This is a genomic window from Mesorhizobium sp. M7A.F.Ca.US.014.04.1.1 (assembly GCF_003998745.1).
GTDB lineage: Bacteria > Pseudomonadota > Alphaproteobacteria > Rhizobiales > Rhizobiaceae > Mesorhizobium > Mesorhizobium ciceri.
This window is the reverse complement of record NZ_RZRW01001338.1, coordinates 1-613: the sequence shown is the minus strand read 5'-3', so window position 1 is coordinate 613 and position 613 is coordinate 1. Positions and strand designations below refer to the sequence as shown.

At 59.4% G+C, this 613-nt stretch carries 1 protein-coding gene; it reads right to left on the bottom strand.

Going from position 1 to position 613, the window contains the following annotated elements; all coding sequences use genetic code 11:
* The coding region (locus tag EOA22_RS36430) for a DUF6088 family protein (protein ID WP_206521567.1) at positions 1-361 on the bottom strand (361 nt) is incomplete at its 3' end.
* Positions 362-613: the final 252 nt, after the last annotated feature.

Below are 613 nucleotides of genomic sequence, written 5' to 3'. Positions count from 1 at the left end.
GGGATGGACCATCAGTCAGGTATGAACTGCGGGCCGGAACCTGAGTCGATAGACCGAGGACATTTGCCGCGCGCGAGCCCGCAACCTGCACCTGAGAGCCTGTCTCTCTGGCCAGAGCCTGGGCAATGTCATCGGGGGCCGGAGAAAGCGGGCCAAGCTTTGGATGCACCTTAGGGAAATCGTAGAGGCCGCGTGCGAGGCGTCGCAGCCTGCCGGCCTTGGCGAGGCGCGAGAGCGCCTGATCGATCGAGTCCCTCCCCCCGAGGTCAAGGAAATCGTTAGGCGTGAAAACGCTACCGCGCCCGGAGCTGCGGGCTCGCATTACGAATCGAGATGGGACAGATGAAACAGCGGTCTTCATATGTCAGAAAATAGCCTATATTTTTCTGACATGCAAGACTGTGAAAGTCACTCATGAGAAGACGGCGAGGCGCTAGGCCACGTTCATTGAAGGGCCCGTTGGGACACGGAGCGGTCACTTCACTCGGACGTTACTCCGACCCCGTCGGCGGGTCCCGTTCGCGATGTCCGAAATCTGTAGCATTTTTCGGAACACGTTTGGTTCCGTCACCATATCAACGTGGCACGATTGTGTGCGGCCCGGGCGGATGGT